The organism is Pseudomonas putida (assembly GCF_026625125.1).
Lineage (GTDB): Bacteria > Pseudomonadota > Gammaproteobacteria > Pseudomonadales > Pseudomonadaceae > Aquipseudomonas > Aquipseudomonas putida_X.
The window spans coordinates 590,189-613,528 of sequence record NZ_CP113097.1 but is presented as its reverse complement, the minus strand read 5'-3'; the positions used below and the strand labels follow the sequence as shown (position 1 = coordinate 613,528).

Here is a 23,340-nt window from a genome sequence, read left to right as displayed (position 1 = left end):
TTGTTGTATAATGCCCAGCTGTCCAACCTCGGAGGTAATCCATGCCATCTGCCATTTCCACTGACGTGCTCATCGTCGGCGCCGGGGTCGCAGGCCTGTGGCTCAACGCCCGCCTGCGCAGCCTGGGCTATTCGACAGTGCTGGTGGAGCGCGCCAGCCTTGGCGGCGAACAGACCATCAAATCCCAGGGCATCATCCATGGTGGCACCAAGTACGCCCTGCACGGCGCGTTGACGGGCGCCTCGGAGGCCATCGCCGACATGCCACGGCGCTGGCGCGAGGCCCTGGCCGGCAGCGGCGAACTGGACTTGAGCCGCACCCGCCTGCTTTCCGATGCCCACTACCTGTGGTCGCCGGGTACCCTGGCCGGCAACCTCACCAGCTTCTTCGCCAGCAAGGCCGTGCGCGGCCGGGTTGACCAGGTCAAGGGCGACCAGTTGCCCCCCGCACTTCAGGACCGCGCCTTCAAAGGCAAGGTGTATCGCCTGGCCGAACTGGTGGTCGACGTTCCCAGCCTGCTGGCCAACCTGGCTGAACTGGCAGGCGACTCCTTGCTCGCCGGTGAGCACATCGAACCCCTGCATGAAGGTGAAACACTGGCCGGCTTGCGCGTGGACGGCCGTGAAATCCGCGCCCAGCGCATCGTGCTCAGCGCTGGTGCAGGCACCGAAGGGCTGCTGCACGCCTTGGGCCTTGAGCAACCGGCCATGCAGACACGGCCGCTGCATATGGTCATGGCCAAAGGCCCCAACCTCAAACCACTGTATGCCCACTGCCTGGGCGGCGGGCCCAAGCCGCGCGTCACCATCACCACCCACCCCGCGGCCGATGGCCAGTGGGTCTGGTACCTCGGCGGCGACCTGGCTGAAGCCGATGGCGTAGCACGCGACACGGCGGCACAGATTGCTGCAGCCCAGAAGGAGGTCAGCCAGCTCTTGCCATGGGTAGATCAAAGCCAGGTGCGCTGGGCCACCCTGCGCGTGGACCGCGCAGAACCTGCGCAATCGGGCCTGGTACGGCCTGACAACGCGTTCCTCGCCGACCAGCAACGGCTGATGGTCGGCTGGCCGACCAAGCTCGCCCTGGCCCCCGACTTCAGTGACCGCGTGCTGGCCAGCCTGCAGCGCGACGGCATCCGCCCCAGCGCCCAGGCCGAGCTCGCCGGGCTGCCACGCCCACCACTGGGCATCCCCGCCTGGGAGCGACTGCTGCCATGACCCTGCCAACCCTGCACGACTTCCACCGCCCGCTGGGCAGCACAGGCTTCAAGGTTTCCCCCCTGGGCCTGGGTACGGTCAAGCTTGGCCGCGACCAAGGCGTGAAGTACCCCACCGGGTTCACGATCCCCGGGGATGCCGAAGCGCGCCTGCTGCTGGCCCAGGCCCGCGAGCTGGGTATCAACCTGATCGACACGGCTCCGGCCTATGGCCGCAGCGAAGAGCGCCTGGGGCCGCTGCTGCGCGGCCAGCGCGATGAATGGGTGATCGTCAGCAAGGTGGGCGAAGAGTTCGAAGGCGGCCAATCGCGTTTCGACTTCAGCGCAGCCCACACCCGTATGTCAGTAGAGCGCAGCCTGCGCCGGCTGGAGACCGACCGCATCGAACTGGTACTGGTGCACTCCGATGGCAACGACCTGGAGATTCTCGAGCAGCAAGAGGTCTACCAGGCCCTCGCAGCCCTCAAGCAGGAGGGCAAGATCCTCGGCTACGGCCTGTCGGGCAAGACCGTCGCCGGCGGGCTGAAGGCCCTCGAACAAGGCGACTGCGCCATGGTCACCTTCAACCTCAACGAGCAGGCAGAACGACCGGTACTGGACTACGCTGCCGAACACGGCAAAGCCATTCTGGTGAAGAAGGCCTTGGCCAGTGGGCATGTCTGCCTTGCACCCGGTGTCGACCCGGTACACGCCAGCTTCGAACTGTTGTTCGCCCACCCTGGCGTCAGCAGTGCTATCGTCGGCACCATCAACCCGTTGCACCTGGCCCACAACGTGGCCACCGTCGCCCGCATCCTGGGCCAGCATTGAGTTGTCCCCACCCCCGGGCCTGGACACTGACCCGACGCAAGGAGGAGCCTCGTGCCGCGTACGCTGATCCGCAAGAACCCGAGCAACTTCAAAACACTGCCACTGCATGTCGAAGCCACCCCCGAGAGCCTGGTTTACCAGAGCATCGGCATGCCGCTGAACTTCGCCCAGACGCAACAACGGCGTCGGGCCATCGAGCTGCCCGATAACCAGCGCTTCGTCGCAGAGCTTGCCAACCTCGGCGTTTCGGTACGCCTGACCCTGCACTGGCAGCACCGTGACTACTGGGTACTGGTGCGCCAGCGCCGCCAGGACCGGGGTGATGTGGTGCTTAAATTGATTTCAGGGTATGTCCCGGCTCAGGAGCTCAATCTGCCGCTGCACACTGCGGTCCAGGAAGTGGCGGAAGAGTGCCTGCTGGAAACCCCGGAAGGCTGGCTGGGTGGTCGCTTCAACGACACCTGGCTACCTGCACCTTACGCTGCGGCGCTGCACTACCGGGAAGCGCTGCCGTTCGTGCTGACCCCCGAATCAGGTGCCGCCCGGTCGGTGTATTGCGGCAACCTGATGTTGTTGGAGCGCCCACGGGCTTACGTGCACCTGCCTACGGCATCACTGCAACTGATCTACGACATGCGCCTGCAAGTGCCCAAGGACGCGAAAAAGCTGAGCCTTTTCCACGTCGATGAACGCTTGGAGGGCGATCAGCTGGTCGCGCGGCTCAACCGTAAGCGGCCGGACCTGTACCTGATGCCGGTGCAGGATGGTCAGCCACTGGCCGAGCTGTATACCTTGAAGAACGATGAACTGGTACCGGCCAGTACCCGCGGGCTGTACCTGGCGGAGAGCTTTGCCCGGCAGGACGGGTGGGTGGTCGCGGACGAGCGGATACGCTGGAAGGATTGGGTGAAGCAGCAGGGGCTGGTGGAGCGCAAAGCCGCGAAGGCTTCACACCTGCGCCGCTTTGGCGACAAGGCGCGGGCACTGCTGGAGCGCGCGCGCACCTCGCTGAACAAATGAGTATCCGGGGCCGCCGCGCGGCCCCGGGCACGTCAGTTCTTGCGGATTTTTTCGACGATTGCAGTGGTCGAGCTGTTCTCGACCAACCCCAGCACCTTCACTGTGCCGCCGTAGGCCTTGACGATATCGGCACCCACCACCTGGTCGATACCGTAGTCACCGCCCTTGACCAGCACATCCGGTTTCACCTGGCTCAGCAGATTCTCCGGCGTGCCTTCAGGGAAGCTGATGACCCAGTCCACTGCGCCCAGCCCAGCCAGCACGGCCATACGCCGATCGACACTGTTGATCGGGCGGCCAGGGCCCTTCAGACGGCTTACCGAGGCATCGTCGTTGACCGCGACGATAAGACGATCACCCTGGGCACGCGCCTGCTCAAGGTACGTCACATGCCCTGCATGCAGGATGTCGAAGCAACCATTGGTGAACACGATCTTCTCTTTGTGCGCACGCGCATCGTCGATGGCCAGCAGCAGTTGCTCCAGGCCCAGCACGCCACGTTCGGAACCTTCCTCGCGCTGGATCGCGCGACGCAGCTCAGGTGCACTGATCGCTGCAGTACCCAGTTTGCCGACCACGATGCCGGCCGCCAGGTTGGCCAGGGCGACCGCGTGGGGCAGGTCCTCACCGGCTGCGATGGCTGCAGCCAGGGTGGAAATCACGGTATCGCCAGCGCCGGTCACATCGAACACTTCGCGGGCACGGGCCGGCAGGTGCAGTGCCGGGTGGCCGGTGCGCAGCAGGGTCATGCCGTGCTCGCCACGGGTAACCAGCAACGCCCCCAGGTCGAGGTCCAGCAGCAGCTGCAGGCCTTTGGCGACCAGCTCGGCCTCATCGGCGCAGCGGCCCACGATGGTCTCGAACTCGCTGAGGTTCGGCGTGATCAGACTGGCACCGCGGTAGATCGAGAAGTCCTTGCCCTTGGGGTCGGCCAGTACCGGTATGCCCTTGGCACGGGCGGCCTCGATCAGGCTCTGATGATTTTTCAACGCGCCTTTGCCGTAGTCGGACAACACCAGCACTTTGACACCGTCGAGCAGGCTTTCGACTTCGGCGCCCAGCGACAGCGGGTCAGTGGCGAACGGCTCTTCGAAATCGATGCGCAGCAACTGCTGGTGCCGGCTCATGACCCGCAGCTTGACGATGGTCGGCTGGTGCGCAATGCGCTGGAAAACCGAACGCACACCCGCCGCCTGCAGGCTGTTGGCCAGGCTGTCGGCGGCCTCATCCTGGCCGGTAACGCCGATCAGTGCCGCCGGAGCGCCGAGGGCGGCAATGTTCAAGGCAACGTTGGCCGCGCCGCCGGGGCGATCCTCGATCTGATCGACCTTCACCACCGGCACTGGCGCTTCTGGCGAGATACGTGAAGTACCGCCATGCCAGTAGCGGTCCAGCATGACATCGCCGACCACCAATACCGGGGCTTGATCGAAACGCGGCAGGGACAACTTCATGGGCAACCCATATGGAAATAATGAACAGGGGCAGGATATTAGCACAGGGTAAGCGACGGCTTTATGGCCAGATCGGGCCCTGGAAAATTCCGGTGACAATCGGGGCCATACGGCCCCGATCAACCACAACTCAGGTGATATCGGCCTTCGCCGGCTCGTCCAAGCCCATGGCATGCAAGCGGGCATAATAGCCATTGGCTGCCAGCAGCTCGGCATGGGTGCCGCGCTCCACCAGACGGCCCTGGTCCATGACCAGAATCTGGTCGGCCTTCTCGATGGTCGACAGGCGGTGCGCGATCACCAGCGTGGTGCGGCCCTGCATGACATGGTCCAGCGCAGCCTGGATATGCCGCTCGGACTCCGTGTCCAGTGCCGAAGTCGCTTCGTCGAGGATCAGCAGCGGTGCGTTCTTCAACAGGGCCCGGGCAATCGCCAGGCGCTGGCGCTGGCCACCGGACAGCAGCACGCCGTTTTCACCCACGTCGGTGTCGAAGCCCTTGGGCAGCTTGTCGACGAACTCCTTGGCATAGGCATCGGCAGCCGCCGCTTCGATGTCCGCACGCGGCGCGCCGGCCAGGTCGCCGTAGGCGATGTTGTTGGCCACGGTGTCGTTGAACAGGGTCACATGTTGGGTCACCTGCGACACGTGCCGGCGCAGGTTGCGCAGGCGGTAGTCTTCGATCTCTACGCCATCGAGCAGGATCTGCCCTTGGTCATGGTGATAGAAGCGCGGAATCAGCGCCGCCAGCGTCGACTTGCCGCTACCAGAGCGCCCGACCAACGCGATCATCTGCCCAGGCTCGGCGGTGAAGTTGATGTCGCTCAGCACTTCGCGATCGGTGCCCGGATAGGTGAAGCTCAGGTTGCGTACTTCGAGGCGACCTGCCACGCGCTCCTTCTCGATCGTACCGCGGTCGATCTCAGGCTGCTCGTCCAGTTGCTCGAAGATGCTTTCAGCACCGGCCAGGCCTTTCTGGATGGTCGAGCTGACTTCTGAAAGCTGGCGGATCGGCTTTGGCAGCAGGCCCGCGGCGGTGATGTAGGCCACCAGATCGCCCGCGGTCGAGTCGCCCCGCAGGAACAGCACCAGGAACATCAACGCGGCCATGGCGCTGTAGATCACCAGCTGCAACATGGGCGTGTACAGGGCGCCAGTCTTGGTCATGCGCAACTGTTTGTCGGTGTTGCTCTGGCTGGCACGGCTGAAGCGCTGCTGCTCGTAAGCCTCGCCGCCGAAGCTGCGCACCACACGGTAGCCCTGGATGGTTTCGGAAGCGACGTGGGTCACATCGCCCATGGCCACCTGGATCTTCTTGCTCTGTTTACGGAATTTCTTGCTGGCGACGCTGACCATCACCGCGATCACCGGCAGGATGGCGACCATCACCAGGGTCAAGTGCCAGTTCATCCAAAGCAGGTAGGCAAACAGGAAGACCACCGTCAGGCCTTCACGGATCACGACCTTGATTGCATCGGTGGCGGCCCCCGTCACCATGGTCACGTTGAAGGTGATGCGTGAGATCAGGTGCCCGGAGTTGTGGTTGTCGAAATAGCGGTTGGGCAGTACCAGCAGCTTGTTGAACAACTCCACGCGCAGGTCATGCACCAGGGAGAGGGAAACCTTGGCCAGGAAATAGTTGCCGAGGAACGAACCCAGGCCCTGCCATGCCGCGATCAGGATGATCAGCAGCGGTACCGCCTGCAGCAATTGCAGGTCGCGCAAGTAGGGGACGTTGGGGAACAACACCGCTTCGGGGTTGCTCAGGCCATCGACAAAGTACTTGAGGATCCCGGCCAGCATTGGCTGGGTAGAGGCAAAGATCACGAAACCGATGATACTCAGCAGGAAAATGCCGATATAGGGTTTCACGTAGCTCAGCAACCGGAAGTAGATCTTCAGGCTGGAGGTGTGCTCCGCCGGTAGCGGTGTTTCGGCCATCATCGAGCTCGCTGTTCAGGTTGAACCGGAAATTTTACCACAGGCGTCATTTTCGGCACGCCTGCGGTGCAACAACAGCCGGGCCGACGGCCCACACGACCTGCGCCCGGTTTTTTCACACGGCTTAAGCCCCCTGGTCGGTCGAAAAAGACCAACATGGTGCTGGAGGATTATTTTCGGCATTATTGCCGGTCATTTTGCTCGCCAGACGACAAGGCTCAACTCATGCAATGCTCTCGGCTCACCCAGGTCGACTTCGATCAGCTGACACTTGGCGCCCAGATACTGGAGGCAGACAGCCATGGCGCCAAAGTCTACCTGCTTGAGGATGGTAACTTCCTCAAGGTTTTTCGGCGCAAGCGTCTGATTTCATCTGCGCTGCTGCGCCCCTACTCCCAGCGCTTTGTGGACAACGCTGCGCGCCTTGCACAGCTGGGCATCCCTACGCTCGAGGTCATCAGCCAGCACAAGCTGGACCTGCCGGGCAGAACCGCAGTGCTGTACAGGCCGTTGCCGGGGCGCACGCTGCTGCAGATGTCGCGGGACGAAGGCTTCAGCTGGGACATCTACCTGCCCCGCCTGATCACCTTGATCCGCCAATTGCACCGCAACGGCGTGTACTTCCGCTCGCTGCACCTGGGCAATGTGGTAGTCACGCCCGACCAGCACCTGGGCCTGATCGACGTTGCCGACATGCGCTTTTTGCGCCCACCACTGTCTACCCGTATGGTTCGACGCAACGTGCAACACATGGTGAGTTACATCGCACGTGAGAAACTGGGCGACCGCTTCCCCCTCGCCGATTTCCAAGCGGCCCTGCTGGCACGCTGAACCTCAGCCCCAGCGCCTGGCAGGGCGTTACAAACCCCGGCCAGGCGCTGCGCCGAGCGCGGTATCAGTGCACGAAGATGGATATACCCATGCCTGCCAAGGCACCGATCACCAGGGTCAGTGCCAGCTTGATCCGGTCGCGATTACGCCGTTTGGCCTTGCGGTGAACTTCTTCAGGCACGGTGACGTGGCTGCCAAAGCCCGTGTGCAGGACGGCGTCTCCCTCCAGGGTGACCGCTGTCAGGTTCAATTGCGCGTAACGCCGCGACAGCGCCTTCTCGCCCGCATAGCCGGCAAAAGGCGCACAGCGCTGATAATCGCTCAGCCGACGCAACCCCGGATTCAGGGAAAAGGCCTGCCACTCGGCTTTCTCGGAGTGCAGTGGATAGCAGGGTACCCCGGCGATGACCTGCCGATCCCCCAGATGGATATAGGGGCTGTGGATCGACAGGTCATGGGCATGGCTGCGCAACCAGACCTGCAGCACCTGGGGGCTGGCCTCAAGGATCGCCCTGGAGTCTTCGACGAAGGCCTGGCGGTAGAAGCGCCAGTCGTCCTCGCAATGAAAGATGTAAGGCGTCTTGACATGGCTGTACGCCAGGTCGATCGAGGCCAACTGCCCAAGCTTGGGGCGGTTGACGAATACCGTGCAGTGGGGCTTCCAGTGCTCGGGTACGGCACCGTGAACAGCGTCGTCACCGGAGTCCTCGGTAATGAAGACCTCGCGAATGGGCGCTGTGTTGTAGCGATCGAAGCTCTCAAGGGTTTCCTTGAGCAGATCGAACCGACCGCAGCTGGTCACGACAAGCGTGACATCACTATCATTTGAAAAGCGCACCGGACTCCCTCCGCGTTGCGACAACAGACTTTACGCAGCCACTCCCTGGTCACGAAAGCTCTTTTAGTTAAATGCCCAGCGTCAACCGCAGCCTCTGCCAGACGGACAAGGGCGGGTGCGGCCTGAGTGCCGGGCGCATATGGTCGACGATGCTACGGCCAACTTCAGCGAAACTGAAGCGGGAAACCGCCAGATGCCGACCATTTTCTGCAATTTGCTGGGCCAGGCCCGGATCGGCGCGCAGGGTACGCAGCTTCGCCTGGAGCGTCGGGATGCTGTCGTACAACACCACGTTGTGCATATCCTGCAGGCCCAAGGCGCTATTTTCTTCGGCCCCCTGGTCGAACGCCAGCAACACGCAGCCGCAGGCCATGGCCTCGAAGTTCTTGATCATGTACTCGCCCATGCCCACATCGGCACTGACAAAGAAGCGGATCCGGTTGAGCGTGTTGCAATAGTCTTCGCCAGATTTGGTGCGGGTCACCACCAGGTTTTCCACCCGCCCCAATTCATCCAGCAACGCCTTGCGCCCGCTGTAGGCAACACTGTTGGTACTGCCGACGAACGCCAGTTCGATATCGCGCTCAAGCCCTTGGTCCGTGAGCAGGCGCTCGTCATACCCCTTGGGCACGAACACCGCATCGAACCCTTCCTGACGCAAGCGCTCGCTGACCATGTAGCCGGAACTGATCACCCGTGCCCACGGCAGCTTGCGGTAATGCGCGCTGAACTTGCCGGTGTACTTGCAGGGGATGTAGTTCTGGTAGGCATCATGCTCGAGGATCACCAGGTTGGGCACGGTACGGATGAACGCGGCCTGACGTATTTCCTGCTTGAAGCGCAGGAAGAACACGATGCGGTCGTAGCGCTCGACCTGCACTTCGCGCTTGAAATAACGGCGCAGGTTGCGCTGGTCATCGCTGGTCAACCAGCGCAGGTCGCACTCACAGTTGGCCGCGACGCCGTCGTACAGGCGATCGAGGATGGCCCGCTGTTCTTTCTGCACCAGAAATAAGACTTTCATTGCTTTCCTTGGGCGCTCTGCGCCTTCGCGGTCAACCATGGGCATTGTCTACAGCTCACGGCGCCAGAACAGTTCATGCCGGCGCACGGCCTTGCGGAAGAACTCATTCTCACCGTAAGGCGATGGCCGGCGCCCGGCCAGCCAGCGCTGCAACAGCCGACGCAATCGGCGCTTGAACGGCGCGGCAGGCTGCAGGTCATGCATCATGCCCAGGGCCATCGCCTTGTCGCGCTGCGTTGGCAGGTCCAGCACCAGGCTGCACGGTGCCCACGGCTGGCCGGCACTCAGTTGCGGTGGCAAGGCCACGCCATCGCCGCTATCGCCCATGGGCCAGCGGTCGTTGTCGTGCAGATGGTTGGCATAGCACAGCAGCGTCTGCGGCTGCCACGCCAAGCCCTCAAGCGCCTGCATGACGGCCACATGGGCGCAGATGTGATCAGGGTGCGGGTCCAGCTGCGGGTGCGGCAGGACCAGCACTTCAGGCCGGGCCATCTCCAGCAGCGCACCCAAGTCAGCCAGCAGGTTGTTCCAGGTTGGCGCGCCATCGCTGTCAGCCGGCAACGACAACGGGTTGAAGCGACGGAACGGGCGGATATCGGCCATCTCGGCTTCACGGGAAACAGCCGGCACATCGGGCGCTGCCTGCATGGCGGGCAGTTGCAGGCAGAAGTAGCCTAATTGCACGCAACGCGCCTCTGGCACCCCGGCCCAGCGCGGCACGGCAATACTGTCCCAGGCGCGCAGGCGGCCCTTGAGCCGTGCTGCCTCGGCCTTGCCCATGCCCATCTGCTGGTAGTGTTCTGCTTCGATTTCGCCAGCGGTCAAGGTCACCACCCAGGCTTCGTCGGCCTGGCTGTAAAGGCCATAGGCCGCCAGCTCGGCATCATCGGCATGGGGTGCGATCACCATCAGGCGACGGCGCTGCATGTCGACGCCGGGGGTTATCCACAGGCGCGGCTGGCCCTGCAGGCGACAGTGACGGCCGCGCACGCGCAGCGTACCCGCCTGCAGCGGTGCAGCCAGCCCGGTCAGGTTCAGGAAGCGAACGCCGTCGACACCACGCTCGAACGTCTGGCGGTCAGCGCGCTCATCGCCCAGCAGCTCGACACAGGGGTCGAGAAAACGCCCCAGCCAGCTGCTTTTGACCCGAACTTCGACGATCAGCGTTTCATTACCCTGCAGCGCCGTATCGACCTGGAGCACGCCGTCACGCAAGGTGACAGGCGCTTCGCGGGTCTGCTCGCCGAAGTCGTAGGCGTAGTCTTCGTTCGGGGCATAGAAAAGATGATCGGCGAACCAGGCTTCGTGGCCCGCCCAGAGCAGTGGCAGCAGCAACACCGGCAGCCACCACCAGGTGAATATGCCCAGGGCAACCAGCACCGCCAGGCCAGCCAGCAGCCCCAGGCGCTTGTTGCGCCGGTGGCGCTTGAGCAACTGCTGTTTGCGGCTCACGCCTGGAACACCGGCACAGGGTTGCACCAACGGTCTTTGTACTCGCGGTCGGCACGGCCGAACGAGAAGCGCAGAGGCTTGTTGCGTGCGCGAGCCTCTTCCCAGGCAGCCTGGGTGTTGAGGAAGCTCAGTACGCTGCCAGGGCTGAAGGCCTTGGTCTCAGGGTCGACGCCGCCATTGACGTACTCGACACTGATCCACTGCGGCGCTTCCACCCGGTAGACCAGCTGGATGGCGATAGGCTTGTCGTCGAGCAACAGCACCGAGCCGATCAGCAGCTCACGCAGGCGCTCGAGCACATCGGCCATACGCTCGGCACCGGTGGCCGGGAACCCCCAGCGGCGCTGGAACAGGTCGCAGTACATGGCGGCGATCTGCTGGGCACTGAAATCGGCAATCGGGCGCACCACACCACCCGCCTCTTCCAGCAGGCGCAACTCGCGGCGCTGGTTGTAGCGGAATTTCTTCGACAGGTCTTCATGGGCGCGGGCCATCGCCAGCTGCTCTTTCTGAGCCTTCAGGCCGCTGAAGCGCCCCTGGTTCAGCTCGGACAGGTAGCGCGCGGTATGGCGCAAGGGTGCGGCGGCGTCGCCTGCGGCTGGCAGAATGATCTCGGCATTGCCCAGGTCGAACAGGCCTTTCTTGCCGGCACGCTTGAGCACGTCCTTGGACAGCGCCAAATGACGCCCCCAAGTGGCAATGCCAGCCTTCAGCTCGCCTGCCTGATGCCAACCCAGGTAACGCACGGGGATCTGCGCCAGGTCCGCCAATCGTTCGATCACCAGCGGGTGCGTGGCAACGCTACCACCGAACCGCTCCCACGCCTCGGCGTAGGCGGCGGCGTCGATGACCTGCCAACCACGCTCACGCACAGCCTGAATATGATTGAGCATCACTTGCGCACCGCCAGCGCACTGACTTGCGGCAGCTGCCAGAAGGTTTCACGCACGGCCTGATCGGAGAAACGCTCGTGCAGGCGCTGCAGCATGTGCGAGGCGCATGTTTCGCGCTGCTGCTCATCCAGCAACGCCATGTGCTTCAAGCCCTGGGCCAGCTGCGAGGCATCGCCGAGGGGGAACAACACACCCACGCCTTCGACCACTTCACGAGCCCCACCGCAGGCCGTTGCCAGCACCGGTACGCCGGCCACCATGGCTTCGAGCAGGACCATCCCGAACGGCTCATGATCGGAGCTCAGCGCGAACACGTCGAACGCCTGGAAGTAGCGGCGCGCATCCGCGACCTGGCCGAGGAAGTCGACCTGCCCGGCAATGCCCAGCTCGCCAGCCAACGCCTTGAGCTTGCCTTCCAGCCGCCCCGTGCCGAGGATCGCCAGACGAGCGCCGGCCGGCAGCCCTGGCAGGGCTTGGGCAAAACCGCGCAGCAAGGTCGCCTGGTCCTTGTCCGGGTGCAGGCGCCCGACATTGCCGACGACCCACGCCTGGGCATCCAGGCCAAGGGCCTGACGCGCTTGCGCGCGCGGCACCAGCGAGGCCTGCAGGGCCTCGATGTCGATACGGTTGTACAGCGTCTGGATCCGCTCGGCCGGCCACCCAGGCAGGCAGCGGCGCATGTCGTCGCGCACCGCGTCCGACACGCCAAGCAGGCTCAGCCGCTTGCTGAACAGGTTGGCGAACAGGCGCCGCCCCTTGCGTTCATAATCGCCGAACGCATGGTGCACCCCGATCACCGGCAGGCCGGTCGCCAACAAAGCCACGTAGATCGGCTTGAAGCGGTGGGCGATGCAGAAGCTGAAATTGCGCTCGGCCGCGATACGGCGCAGGGCGCGTATGGCGCCGAGCTTCAGGCCGCGAACGGCCTTGGAGCTGAATTGCAGGAACAGCACTTCGTCCGACGCGCAGCCAGCCGCAACCTGCGGGTCGGCGGCGCCGGTGAGAAAGACCGTGGTGACCTTGTAGCCACTGCCTTGGAACAGGCTGGCGTACTGACGGGCACAGTCCAGGAACGGCCCGTCATAACCATGGCAGAACTGCAGGATGCGCGGCTCAGAGCGGCTGGTCATACGCGGCGGCGCCGTCCTTCACAACGAGGATGTCTTCCATGATCAGGTACTGCAGGTCCGAGCCGAAGAACATGTTCAGCGCATCGGTCGGCGAGCAGATCATCGGCTCGCCGCGGCGGTTGAGCGACGTGTTCAGCGACACGCCATTGCCGGTCAGGTCTTCCAGCGCCTTCATCATGTCGTAGTAACGCGGGTTGTACTCACGCTTGAGCACCTGGGCGCGCGAAGTGCCGTCCTCGTGCACCACTTCCGGCACGCGAGTCTTCCACTCTTCAGCCACTTCGAAGGTGAAGGTCATGAACGGCGCCGGGTGATCGATCTTGATCATTTGCGGGGCGACGGTGTCGAGCATCGACGGGCAGAAAGGCCTCCACCGCTCGCGGAACTTGATCTGGTGGTTGATACGGTCAGCCACCCCTTCGACGCTCGGGCAGCCGATGATCGAACGGCCACCCAACGCGCGCGGGCCGAATTCCATGCGGCCCTGGAACCAGGCCACCGGGTTGCCGTCGACCATGATCCTGGCGATCTGCTGAGGCATGTCGTCGAGCTTGCGCCATTTCGGCTGGTTCGGGTGACGGGCACAGGCGGCGATCACGTCTTCGTTGGAGTACGAAGGGCCGAGGTAGACGTGCTCCATCTTCTCGACCGGTACGCCACGGGCGTGGGACACATAGGCGGCAGCACCGACCGCAGTACCGGCGTCACCGGAAGCCGGCTGGACGAACAGCTCTTTGACGTCCGGGCGGGCGATGATCTTCTGGTTGAGCTTGACGTTCAGCGCGCAGCCGCCGGCAAAGGCCAGCTTGCCGGTTTCACGCAGGGTGTCGCCCAGGTAGTGGTCGATCATCTGCAGGGCCAGCTTCTCGAACAACGCCTGCATGCTCGCTGCGTAATGGATATAGGGCTCGTCGGCAATGTCGCCTTCGCGCTTGGGGCCCAGCCATTCGATCAGTTTCGGCGAGAAGTAGAAGCCCTTGCCCTTCTCTTTATAGCGGCGCAGGCCGATGACGTTGGCGTACTCAGTGTTGATCACCAGTTCGCCGTTCTCGAAGCTGGCCAGGCGGGAGAAGTCGTATTTGCTCGCATCGCCATAGGGCGCCATGCCCATGACCTTGAACTCGCCATCGAGCATTTCGAAGCCGAGGAACTCGGTGATCGCACCGTACAGGCCGCCCAGCGAATCCGGGTCGAAGAACTCTTTGATCTTGTGGATCTTGCCGTTTTCGCCATAGCCGAAGAACGTGGTGGCGTACTCACCCTTGCCGTCGATACCGAGGATCGCCGTCTTTTCCTTGAAGCCCGAGCAGTGATAGGCACTGGAGGCATGCGCCAGGTGGTGCTCGACCGGCTCGATCTTGACTTTTTTCGGGTCGAAGCCCAGTTGCTCCAGGCACCAGACGATCTTCTTGCGGTAGCGCTTGTAGCGACGGTTGCCCATCAGAATCGCGTCCAGGGCCCGGTCCGGTGCGTACCAGTAGCGCTTGGCATAGTGCCAGCGCGCCTTGCCGAACAGGCTGATCGGGGCGAACGGGATAGCGACCACGTCGACATCGGACGGCTTGATGCCAGCCTGTTCCAGACAGAACTTCGCCGACTCGTAAGGCATGCGGTTCTTCGCATGCTTGTCACGCACGAAGCGCTCTTCTTCGGCGGCGGCAATCAGTTTGCCGTCGATGTACAGGGCCGCGGAAGGGTCATGGCTAAGGGCGCCGGACAGGCCAAGAATCGTCAATGCCAAGGGATCAGCCTCTTCATTCGGTAGAGATGCGCCAGCGGCCTCAGGGGCGGGTGACGGCTAAAAGGCGGGATTATAACGCAAACACTTGCAACTGGCCCTATCGCCGGCAAGGCGGCTCCGACAGGCGCGGCGCGGCATAACGCGCGTGCCGCGCCGGCGACAGGGGCAGACTCGGCAACCGCTCTATTCAGCGATCAACCAGTCCATGCGGTAGCTGCCGGCAGTCTGCGCCAGCTCTCTGGCCAGCCAGGGCAGCAGCGCCTTGAGTTCGTCTTCCAGCCCCCATGGCGGGTTGGCAATGGCCAGGCCCGAACCATTGAGGCCCTGTGGGCTGTCCTGGTGGTGAACATACAGCTCGACCCGCAGCAGCTTGGGCGCGCCAGTGCTGGTCAGGTCCTGATAGAACCGTGTGAGCGAGCGCTGGTCCTTGATCGGGTACCAGATGGCCGCGACGGTCTGGCGCATGCGGCCGATCGCTTCTTTCAGCGACGTGGTGCAGCGCTTGAGCTCATCGGCTTGCTCGAACGGCGGATCGATCAGCATGATCGCGCGTTTTTCCGCCACTGGCAGCAATGCCCGCGGCACGTGCCAGCCCTCGCCCAGGTGCACCACCACGCGCGGGTCTTTCTTCATGTTCTCTTTGAGCAGCGGCCCGTCTTCAGGGTGCTTTTCGTTGAGCAGGGCGCGGTCCTGCTGGCGCATCAGCCGGCGGGCAAGCTCCGGCGAACCGGGGTAGTAGCGCAGCTCGCCATCGCTGTTCAGGCGCTTGATGACGCGAAGGTAATCGGCGGCCATGGCCGGCAGATCATCGCGATTCCACAAGCGCGCGACCCCTTCCAGGTACTCCCCGGTACGGGTGGCCTGGTCGCCTTGCAGGTCATAAAGACCCAGGCCGGCGTGGGTGTCGATATAGGCGAACGGCTGTTCTTTGCGCGACATCAGGGCGATGAGGCGGGTCAGCACGATGTGTTTGAGGACGTCGGCATGGTTGCCGGCGTGGAAGGCGTGACGATAGTTCATGGCAACTCCTGCGCGGGCAGCAAGTTTACCTTGCCTTGCCGGCGGAGTCAGGCCTGGCTGCCGCTCGACAGCGCCCCGACCGCCAGTTACCGGCGATCAGGGCACCTCGACCCGACAGGTGTCAGGTATTACTTTTCAGCGTGATACGCAGCATCAGCGGTTTCAAAGCGCGAAACCATGCTGTTCGTCGGGCTGCCGAGCTTGCTCACCACGACGATGGCGATGCTGGCGAACAGGAAGCCTGGGATGATTTCGTACAACCCGATAGTGTCGAACTGCTTCCACAGGATCACGGTCAGCGCACCGACCACGATACCGGCCAGCGCACCGTTACGGGTCATGCCTTTCCACAGTACCGAGATCAGCACGACCGGACCGAAGGCGGCACCGAAGCCGGCCCAGGCATAGGCCACCAGACCCAGCACGCGGTTTTCCGGGTTGGCAGCCATGGCGATGGCGATCAGCGCCACGGCCAGCACCATCAGGCGCCCCACCCAGACCAGCTCACGCTGCGAGGCGTTCTTGCGCAGGAAGGCTTTGTAGAAGTCCTCGGTCAAAGCACTGGAGCACACCAGCAACTGGCAGCTCAAGGTGCTCATGACCGCAGCCAGGATGGCCGACAGCAGCACACCGGCCACCCATGGATTGAACAGGATCTTCGCCAGCTCGATGAACACACGCTCGTGGTTCTCGGTGACCGGGCCGGCCAGGTCAGGGTTGGCCGAGAAATAGGCGATACCGAAGAAGCCCACGGCGCAGGTACCGGCCAGGCACAGGATCATCCAGGTCATGGAGATGCGGCGCGCCTTGGCGATGGATTTCACCGAATCGGCAGCCATGAAGCGCGCCAGGATATGCGGCTGACCGAAGTAGCCCAGGCCCCAGCCCATCAGCGAAATGATGCCGATGAAGGTCGCACCCTTGAGCATGTCGAAGTTCGCCGGGTTCTGCGCTTCGATTGCCAGGAAGGTCGTGTCGAATCCGCCCGTGGAGATCAGCACGATGATCGGGGTCAGGATCAGCGCGAAGATCATCAGCGAAGCCTGCACGGTGTCAGTCCAGCTGACCGCCAGGAAGCCACCGATGAAGGTGTAGGCGATGGTCGCCGCAGCGCCGGCCCACAGCGCAGTCTCGTAGGACATGCCGAAAGTGCTTTCGAACAGGCGGGCGCCAGCGACGATACCGGAGGCGCAATAGATGGTGAAGAACACCAGGATGACGATGGCGGAGATGATCCGCAGCAGGCCACTGCTGTCTTCGAAGCGGCTGGAGAAGTAGTCCGGCAGGGTCAGCGCATCACCGTTGTGCTCGGTCTGCACCCGCAGACGGCCAGCGACGAACAACCAGTTGAGGTAGGCACCGACGGTCAGGCCGATGGCGATCCAGGCCTCGGACAGGCCTGAGAAGTAGATGGCGCCCGGCAGGCCCATCAGCAGCCAGCCGCTCATGTCGGAAGCACCAGCGGAAAGCGCGGTGACCACGCTACCCAGGCTGCGACCGCCCAGAATGTAGTCGGAAAGGTTGTTGGTGGAGCGATAGGCGGCGAAGCCGATCAGTACCATTACCGCGATATAGATCACGAAAGTGATCGTTAGTGGATTGCCCATGCTTGTGCCCTGGCGTTTGTTTTTATGTCATGTACAACCGAATCGGGACGGTTGCACCCAGGCGGCGAATCCTATGCAACAACGTTAATGGGGTGCAACCACTTTTCATCTGCCAGTTGCACCTTCTCGTGCATTTTAAGGTAATGCCGCTTTTTTGCTCCTTTCTGGAGCAAAACCTGCTTTTTTCAGAACAAAACGCATCAGAAAGATGCACCTTTAGCGCGTAGGATTATTCATCGGACGAGTTGCACCTGTTCGGCCAAAAAATAGGGTTGCACCTGGTTGCACCCGAAATGTCCTACGGCTACTCTTGGCGTCAGCTTAGGCCACAACCGTGGCAATAACGAGGATAAGAAATGGCGACGACCACCCTTGGGGTCAAACTCGATGACCCTACCCGTGAACGACTCAAGGCAGCCGCGCAGTCCATCGACCGCACGCCGCACTGGTTGATCAAGCAAGCGATCTTCAACTACCTGGAGAAGCTCGAGGGTGGCGCCACCCTGACCGAACTCAACGGTCAGGCCAACAACCCGGCCGATGATGCCGGTGAAGTACAGCCCGACCACGCGCACCAGTGTTTCCTGGAGTTCGCTGAGAGCATCCTGCCACAGTCGGTGCTGCGCTCGGCCATTACAGCCGCCTACCGCCGCCCCGAGCAGGAAGTGGTGCCGATGTTGCTGGAACAGGCGCGCCTGAGCGCGCCACTGGCCGAGGCGACCAACAAGATGGCCGCCGGCATCGCCGAGAAGCTGCGCAACCAGAAGAGCGCTGGCGGCCGCGCCGGTATCGTCCAGGGCCTGCTGCAGGAATTCTCCCTGTCGTCCCAGGAAGGCGTGGCGCTGATGTGCCTGGCCGAAGCCCTGCTGCGCATCCCCGACAAAGGCACCCGTGACGCGCTGATCCGCGACAAGATCAGCAGTGGCAACTGGCATCCGCACCTGGGCAACAGCCCGTCGCTGTTCGTCAACGCGGCCACCTGGGGCTTGCTGCTCACCGGCAAGCTGGTCTCCACCCACAACGAAGCCGGCCTCACTACCTCGCTCACCCGCATCATCGGCAAGAGCGGCGAACCGATGATCCGCAAGGGCGTCGACATGGCCATGCGCCTGATGGGCGAACAGTTCGTCACCGGCGAGACCATCGCCGAGGCGCTGGCCAACGCCAGCCGCTTCGAATCCAAAGGCTTCCGCTACTCCTACGACATGCTCGGCGAAGCCGCGCTGACCGAGCACGACGCGCAGAAATACCTGGCGTCCTACGAGCAGGCGATCCACTCGATCGGCAAGGCCTCCCACGGCCGTGGCATCTATGAAGGCCCTGGCATCTCGATCAAGCTCTCGGCACTGCACCCACGCTACAGCCGCGCTCAATACGAGCGGGTGATGGAAGAGTTGTACCCGCGCCTGCTGTCGCTGACCCTGCTGGCCAAGCAGTATGACATCGGCCTGAACATCGACGCTGAAGAGGCCGACCGCCTGGAGCTGTCGCTCGACCTGCTCGAGCGCCTGTGCTTCGAGCCATCGCTGGCCGGCTGGAACGGCATCGGCTTCGTCATCCAGGCCTATCAGAAGCGCTGCCCGTATGTGATCGACTATGTCATCGATCTGGCCAAACGCAGCCGCCACCGTCTGATGATCCGCCTGGTGAAGGGCGCCTACTGGGACAGCGAAATCAAGCGCGCCCAGGTCGAGGGCCTGGAAGGCTATCCGGTCTACACCCGCAAGGTGTACACCGACGTTTCCTACGTCGCTTGCGCCCGCAAGCTGCTGTCAGTACCGGAAGCCATCTACCCGCAGTTCGCCACCCACAACGCCCATACCTTGTCGGCCATCTACCACATCGCCGGCCAGAACTATTACCCGGGGCAGTACGAGTTCCAATGCCTGCACGGCATGGGCGAACCGCTGTACGAGCAGGTTGTCGGTAAAGTCTCGGAAGGCAAGCTGAACCGTCCGTGCCGCGTTTACGCGCCGGTCGGCACCCACGAAACCCTGCTCGCCTACCTGGTGCGCCGCCTGCTGGAAAACGGCGCGAACACCTCGTTTGTCAACCGCATTGCCGACCACTCGATCTCCATCCAGGAACTGGTCGCCGACCCGGTCGCCAGCATCGAGCGCATGGCCACCCAGGAAGGCAGCATCGGCCTGCCGCACCCGCGCATCCCGTTGCCACGTGACCTTTATGGCAGTGAGCGGGCCAACTCGGCCGGTATCGACATGGCCAACGAACACCGCCTGGCATCGCTGTCCTGCGCCATGCTGGCCACGGCGCACAATGACTGGAAAGCCACCCCATTGCTCGCCTGCGCCGCCAGCGAAGGCGCTGCCACCGCGGTACTGAACCCGGCGGACCATCGCGATGTGGTCGGCCACGTGCAGGAAGCCACCGTTGCCGACGTCGACAACGCCATCCAGTGCGCGCTCAATGCGGCACCGATCTGGCAGGCCACGCCGCCCGCCGAGCGTGCAGCGATTCTGGAGCGCACCGCTGACCTGATGGAAGCCGAGATCCAGCCGCTGATGGGCCTGCTCATCCGCGAGGCCGGCAAGACCTTCGCCAACGCCATCGCCGAAGTGCGCGAGGCCGTCGACTTCCTGCGCTACTACGCCGTGCAGGCGCGCAACGATTTCAGCAACGACGCCCACCGCCCGCTGGGCCCGGTGGTGTGCATCAGCCCATGGAACTTCCCGCTGGCCATCTTCACCGGCCAGGTCGCCGCAGCCTTGGCTGCCGGTAACCCAGTGCTGGCAAAACCAGCGGAGCAGACGCCACTGATCGCGGCCCAGGCGGTGCGCCTGCTGCTCGAAGCCGGCATTCCGGAAGGCGTGCTGCAACTGCTGCCAGGGCGCGGCGAAACCGTGGGTGCCGGCCTGGTCGGCGACGAACGCGTCAAGGGCGTGATGTTCACCGGGTCCACCGAAGTGGCGCGCCTGCTGCAGCGCAACGTGGCCGGCCGCCTGGACAACCAGGGCCGCCCGATCCCGCTGATCGCCGAAACCGGTGGCCAGAACGCGATGATCGTCGACTCCTCGGCATTGACCGAGCAAGTGGTGATCGACGTGGTTTCCTCGGCCTTCGACAGTGCCGGCCAGCGCTGCTCGGCCCTGCGCGTGCTGTGCCTGCAGGAAGACTCGGCTGACCGCGTGATCGAGATGCTCAAAGGTGCCATGGCCGAAAGCCGCCTGGGCAACCCGGACCGCCTGGCGGTAGACATTGGCCCGGTGATCGATGCCGAAGCCAAGGCCGGTATCGAGAAGCACATCCAGGGCATGCGTGAAAAAGGCCGCCCGGTTTATCAGGTGGCGATCGCAGAGGCTGCTGAAACCAAGCGTGGCACCTTCGTGATGCCGACCCTGATCGAGCTGGAGAGCTTCGATGAGCTCAAGCGCGAGATCTTCGGCCCAGTACTGCACGTGGTGCGTTACAACCGCCGCAACCTCGACCAGTTGATCGAGCAGATCAACAACTCCGGCTACGGCCTGACCCTCGGCGTGCATACCCGCATCGACGAGACCATCGCCAAGGTGGTGGAGAACGCCAACGCCGGCAACATGTACGTCAACCGCAACATCGTGGGTGCGGTGGTGGGCGTGCAGCCGTTCGGTGGTGAAGGCCTGTCCGGTACCGGCCCGAAAGCGGGTGGCCCTCTGTACCTGTACCGCCTGCTGTCGACCCGCCCGACCGACGCCATCGGCCGGCACTTCCAGCAACAGGACGGCGAAGGCAAACCGGACCGCACCCTGCACGAACAGCTGATCAAGCCGCTGCACAGCCTCAAAGCCTGGGCCCAGAATAACCAGCAAGCGGAGCTGGCCACGCTGTGCGACCAGTTCGCCAGCCAGTCGCAGAGCGGCATCGCCCGCCTGCTGCCAGGCCCGACCGGCGAGCGCAACACCTACACCATCCTGCCGCGAGAGCACGTGCTGTGCCTGGCAGACAACGAAGCCGACCTGCTGGCACAGTTCGCTGCAGTCCTGGCGGTGGGTAGCTCGGCAGTCTGGGTGGATGGCGAGCCAGGCAAAGCCCTGCGCGGTCGCCTGCCAAAAGAGCTGCAGGCCAAGGTCAAGCTGGTGGCGGACTGGAACAAGGATGAGGTGGCGTTCGACGCGGTGATCCATCACGGCGACTCCGACCAACTGCGTGGCGTGTGCCAGCAAGTGGCCAAGCGCGCCGGTGCGATCGTCGGCGTGCACGGCTTGTCCAGCGGCGACCATCAGATTGCCCTGGAGCGGCTGGTGATCGAGCGGGCGGTGAGTGTGAATACCGCTGCAGCGGGGGGTAATGCCAGCTTGATGACCATTGGTTGAACAGGCTGAGGTAACGAAAAGGAGAGCTTCGGCTCTCCTTTTTTTGCCTGTCTCGAAACAGAGGAATGTGGTGGTAAATTTCTCTCGGCGTATAACGTTGAAATGCTCCATACGCACGCCAAACATGCGCCCCATTCCTCGTTTTGAACCCATATCACCCAAACTTATCAATCTCCCCCCTCACCAGCCGATTCCCTACACTCGCAGCATCCCGCCTCAGGATCGCCACCATGCCCGAGACCCTGCTCAGCCCCCGCAACCTCGCCTTTGAACTCTTTGAGGTGCTCGACGCTGAAGCCCTGACCCAGCGCCCGCGCTTCGCCGAGCACAGCCGCGAAACGTTCGACGCCGCGCTGACCACCGCGCGCACCATCGCCGAAAAGTACTTCGCCCCGCACAACCGCAAGGCCGATGAAAACGAGCCGCGCTATGTGGATGGCCGCGCCGAACTGATCCCCGAGGTGAAACCGGCGGTCGATGCCTTCCTCGAAGCAGGCTTCCTCAATGCCAACCGCGACTTCGAAGTCGGCGGCATGCAGTTGCCCAGCCTGGTCTCGCAAGCCTGCTTTGCCCACTTCCAGGCCGCCAACGCCGGCACCACGGCCTACCCGTTCCTGACCATGGGCGCGGCCAACCTGATCGAAAGCTTCGGCAGCGATGAGCAGAAACGTCTGTTCCTGCAGCCGATGATCGAGGGGCGCTACTTCGGCACCATGGCGCTGACCGAACCCCACGCCGGCTCGTCGCTGGCCGATATCCGCACCCGTGCCGAACCTGCCGGCGATGGCAGCTACCGGATCAAAGGCAACAAGATCTTCATTTCCGGCGGCGACCACGAACTGTCGGAAAACATCGTGCACATGGTCCTGGCCAAGCTGCCGGATGCACCAGCCGGGGTGAAAGGCATTTCGCTGTTCATCGTCCCGAAATTCCTGGTCAATCAGGACGGCAGCCGTGGCGAACGCAACGACGTGCTGCTGGCCGGGTTGTTCCACAAGATGGGCTGGCGCGGCACCACGTCCACCGCGCTGAACTTCGGCGATAACGGGCAGTGTGTCGGCTATCTGGTGGGCCAGCCGCACCAGGGCCTGGCCTGCATGTTCCAGATGATGAACGAGGCACGTATCGGTGTCGGCATGGGCGCGGTCATGCTCGGTTACGCCGGCTACCTGTACTCGTTGGAATACGCGCGCCAACGGCCCCAGGGTCGGTTGCCGGATAACAAGGATCCTCGAAGCGCTGCGGTTCCAATCATCAGCCACACCGACGTCAAGCGCATGCTGCTGGCGCAGAAGGCCTACGTGGAAGGTGCCTTCGACCTGGGCCTGTACGCCGCGCGGCTGTTCGACGACACCCACACCGCCAGCGACGAAAACGGCCGCGCTCAAGCCCAGCAACTGCTCGACCTGCTGACCCCGATCGTCAAGTCCTGGCCATCGACCTTCTGCCTCAAGGCCAACGAACTGGCGATTCAGATCCTCGGTGGCCACGGCTACACCCGCGAATACCCGGTGGAACAGTACTACCGGGACAACCGCCTGAACCCGATCCACGAAGGCACCGAGGGCATCCAGTCGCTAGACCTGCTCGGTCGCAAGCTGGCGCAAAACAATGGCGCCGGCCTCAAGCAGCTGATTCGGTTGATCGCCAGCACCGCGGAGCGCGCCAGCCACCACCCCAATCTTGATACCTTGCGCCAACCCCTCGAGCAACTGGTCAGTCGCCTGCAAGCCGTGACCCTTGCCCTGCTGGGTGATCTTGCCCAAGGCCAGATTGCCGACGCCCTTGCCAACTCGGCGCTGTACCTCAAGGCCTTTGGCCATTGCGTGATCGGCTGGCGCTGGCTGGAGCAAGCGATCCATGCCGAACTTGGCCTGCTCAAGGGCAATGCCGCAGACCGCGACTTCTACCTGGGCAAACTGCAGGCAGCCCGTTATTTCCTGACTTGGGAAGTACCAGGCTGCCATAATGAGCTGGCATTGCTCGAGGCGCGCGACAACACTTGCCTCGGCATGCAGGACGAGTGGTTCTAAGGAGGAGCCACCGTGTACACGG

General features: G+C 63.3%; 16 protein-coding genes. 6 read left to right on the top strand and 10 right to left on the bottom strand.

Annotation, left to right across the window (positions count from 1 at the left end; translation table 11 throughout):
• The first annotated feature begins 41 nt into the window (after positions 1-41).
• Genes OSW16_RS02815 through OSW16_RS02805 form a run of 3 tightly spaced genes read left to right on the top strand, consistent with a single transcriptional unit; the run spans position 42 to position 3,046 of the window.
• Positions 42-1,217: an NAD(P)/FAD-dependent oxidoreductase gene (locus OSW16_RS02815; protein WP_267820592.1), complete on the top strand. Its 1,176-nt coding sequence runs from the start codon at positions 42-44 to the stop codon at positions 1,215-1,217.
• Positions 1,214-2,026, top strand: a complete 813-nt coding sequence (locus tag OSW16_RS02810) for an aldo/keto reductase (protein ID WP_267820590.1) — start codon at positions 1,214-1,216, stop codon at positions 2,024-2,026. The genes OSW16_RS02815 and OSW16_RS02810 overlap by 4 nt, the downstream gene beginning before the upstream one ends.
• A gap of 51 nt (positions 2,027-2,077) precedes the next feature.
• Complete coding sequence (locus tag OSW16_RS02805) at positions 2,078-3,046, top strand: metal ABC transporter ATPase (RefSeq protein ID WP_267820588.1); 969 nt, start codon at positions 2,078-2,080, stop codon at positions 3,044-3,046.
• 32 nt (positions 3,047-3,078) lie between these two features.
• Here OSW16_RS02805 and hldE read toward each other — a convergent pair whose 3' ends face one another.
• Positions 3,079-4,500 (bottom strand): bifunctional D-glycero-beta-D-manno-heptose-7-phosphate kinase/D-glycero-beta-D-manno-heptose 1-phosphate adenylyltransferase HldE, encoded by a 1,422-nt coding sequence (hldE, locus tag OSW16_RS02800; RefSeq protein WP_241804017.1) that lies wholly within the window; start codon positions 4,498-4,500, stop codon positions 3,079-3,081.
• A gap of 130 nt (positions 4,501-4,630) precedes the next feature.
• Positions 4,631-6,439, bottom strand: a complete 1,809-nt coding sequence (gene msbA, locus OSW16_RS02795) for a lipid A export permease/ATP-binding protein MsbA (RefSeq protein ID WP_267820586.1) — start codon at positions 6,437-6,439, stop codon at positions 4,631-4,633.
• A 225-nt stretch (positions 6,440-6,664) separates the two neighbouring features.
• On the opposite strand from msbA, the gene OSW16_RS02790 reads away from it, so the two are divergent.
• Positions 6,665-7,270: a toluene tolerance protein gene (locus tag OSW16_RS02790; protein WP_267820584.1), complete on the top strand. Its 606-nt coding sequence runs from the start codon at positions 6,665-6,667 to the stop codon at positions 7,268-7,270.
• A 64-nt stretch (positions 7,271-7,334) separates the two neighbouring features.
• On the opposite strand, the gene OSW16_RS02785 is transcribed toward OSW16_RS02790, so the two are convergent.
• From OSW16_RS02785 to putP, 8 genes are all read right to left on the bottom strand, one after another.
• Positions 7,335-8,108, bottom strand: coding sequence for a glycosyltransferase family 2 protein (locus OSW16_RS02785; protein WP_241804020.1), 774 nt, complete (start codon positions 8,106-8,108; stop codon positions 7,335-7,337).
• 67 nt (positions 8,109-8,175) lie between these two features.
• A complete protein-coding gene (locus tag OSW16_RS02780) occupies positions 8,176-9,132 on the bottom strand; it encodes a glycosyltransferase family protein (RefSeq protein WP_267820582.1) in 957 nt (318 codons plus the stop codon).
• Positions 9,133-9,180: 48 nt separating this feature from the next.
• Positions 9,181-10,584: a PIG-L deacetylase family protein gene (locus OSW16_RS02775; protein ID WP_267820580.1), complete on the bottom strand. Its 1,404-nt coding sequence runs from the start codon at positions 10,582-10,584 to the stop codon at positions 9,181-9,183.
• Positions 10,581-11,477 (bottom strand): antimicrobial resistance protein Mig-14, encoded by an 897-nt coding sequence (locus OSW16_RS02770; protein ID WP_241804023.1) that lies wholly within the window; start codon positions 11,475-11,477, stop codon positions 10,581-10,583. Before OSW16_RS02770 ends, OSW16_RS02775 begins: the two co-directional genes overlap by 4 nt.
• Entirely contained in the window at positions 11,477-12,607 is a 1,131-nt protein-coding gene (locus OSW16_RS02765) for a glycosyltransferase (RefSeq protein WP_267820578.1), read from the bottom strand. Before OSW16_RS02765 ends, OSW16_RS02770 begins: the two co-directional genes overlap by 1 nt.
• A complete protein-coding gene (locus tag OSW16_RS02760) occupies positions 12,591-14,348 on the bottom strand; it encodes a carbamoyltransferase (RefSeq protein ID WP_115273446.1) in 1,758 nt (585 codons plus the stop codon). Before OSW16_RS02760 ends, OSW16_RS02765 begins: the two co-directional genes overlap by 17 nt.
• 183 nt (positions 14,349-14,531) lie before the next feature.
• Positions 14,532-15,368 carry a 23S rRNA (adenine(2030)-N(6))-methyltransferase RlmJ gene (locus OSW16_RS02755; protein ID WP_267820575.1) on the bottom strand — a complete coding sequence of 279 codons (837 nt, stop codon included), beginning with the start codon at positions 15,366-15,368 and terminating at the stop codon, positions 14,532-14,534.
• A gap of 128 nt (positions 15,369-15,496) precedes the next feature.
• Positions 15,497-16,975: a sodium/proline symporter PutP gene (gene putP / locus OSW16_RS02750; RefSeq protein WP_267820573.1), complete on the bottom strand. Its 1,479-nt coding sequence runs from the start codon at positions 16,973-16,975 to the stop codon at positions 15,497-15,499.
• 356 nt (positions 16,976-17,331) lie between these two features.
• Here putP and putA point away from each other — a divergent pair, with 356 nt between their 5' ends.
• On the top strand, positions 17,332-21,285 hold the full coding sequence (gene putA / locus OSW16_RS02745; protein WP_241804028.1) for a trifunctional transcriptional regulator/proline dehydrogenase/L-glutamate gamma-semialdehyde dehydrogenase: 3,954 nt from the start codon (positions 17,332-17,334) through the stop codon (positions 21,283-21,285).
• 230 nt (positions 21,286-21,515) lie between these two features.
• Positions 21,516-23,318, top strand: coding sequence for an acyl-CoA dehydrogenase (locus tag OSW16_RS02740; protein ID WP_267820571.1), 1,803 nt, complete (start codon positions 21,516-21,518; stop codon positions 23,316-23,318).
• The last annotated feature ends 22 nt before the right edge of the window (positions 23,319-23,340 follow it).